Raw genomic sequence first — 1,177 nt, 5'->3', positions numbered from 1 at the left:
GGGAACGAGAAGAGCATTTAGCCGAGAGTTCAAACTCGAGGCGGTCAGGTTGGTCAAGGAACGCTGAGTATCGGTGGCGCAGGCCGCACGTGACTTGGACGTGCATGAGAACGTTCTGCGCAAATGGGTGCGGGAGGCTGCGGCCGATCCGCAGCATGCCTTTCCCGGGCCGGGGGTGATGAAGCCGGAGCAGGCTGAGATCGAGCGTTTGAAGAAGGAGAACGCCAAGCTCAGGATGGAGCGCGACCTGCTGAAAAAAGCGGCGGCCTACTTCGCTCGGGAGTCGACGTGAAGTTCGGCTTCGTGGCGAAACACCGAGGAATCTGGCCGGTGGGAATGATGTGCGAGGCGCTCGGTGTCTCGCGAAGCGGCTTCTACGCGTGGCTGAGCCGGTCGCCTAGTCGACGCCGCCAGGCCGATGAGGTGCTGGGCACCCATGTGCATCAGAGCTTTCTGAATAGCGACCGTACCTATGGGGCGCGCCGAGTCTGGCACGACGTGCTCGCGCTTGGACAACGCTGTGGCCTGCACCGGATCGAACGGTTGATGCGCGAACAAGGCCTGCGAGCGAGGCCCAGGCGCCGTGGGTTGCCGAAGGATCGTGCGCGGCGAGGCGCCGTTGCGGCCAACGTCCTGGACCGTCAATTCCGGGCCGACGGGCCGAATCAGAAGTGGGTGGCCGACTTCACCTACATCTGGACCGCCGAGGGCTGGTTGTACGCCGCGGCAGTGCTGGACCTCTATTCTCGCCGGATCGTTGGCTGGTCGATGCAGGAGAGCATGAGCTCGCAGCTTGTTGCCGACGCCCTGATGATGGCGGTCTGGCGCCGGGGCAAGCCTGTAGCCTTGCTGCATCACTCCGACCAGGGCAGTCAATATACCAGTGAGCACTTCCAGGGATTGCTTAAGGAGCAAGGCATTACCTGCAGCATGAGCCGTGCGGGCGAAGTCTGGGATAACTCGGCCATGGAGAGCTTCTTCAGCTCATTGAAGACCGAACGCACCGCCCGCAAGGTGTATCTGTCCAGGGCGCAGGCGCGTGCCGACGTGTTCGACTATATCGAGCGGTTCTACAACCCGACGCGCCGCCATTCGACGCTCGTCTACGTCAGCCCGATCGAGTTCGAAAAGACGGAGAGAGCTTAGGTAGGTGTCCACAGGATCAGCAGCAGCCCAC

The 1,177-nt window shown here is 62.4% G+C and carries 1 pseudogene; it reads left to right on the top strand.

The window, feature by feature from the left end:
• Positions 1-1,146 (top strand): annotated as a pseudogene (locus SB751_RS27955) (IS3 family transposase); the annotation flags it as partial.
• Positions 1,147-1,177: the final 31 nt, after the last annotated feature.

The organism is Cupriavidus sp. SIMBA_020 (genome assembly GCF_046535395.1).
Classification (GTDB): Bacteria; Pseudomonadota; Gammaproteobacteria; order Burkholderiales; family Burkholderiaceae; genus Cupriavidus; species Cupriavidus campinensis.
Note: the sequence above shows the minus strand (reverse complement) of the source record. Positions and strands in the feature narration are given on the sequence as shown.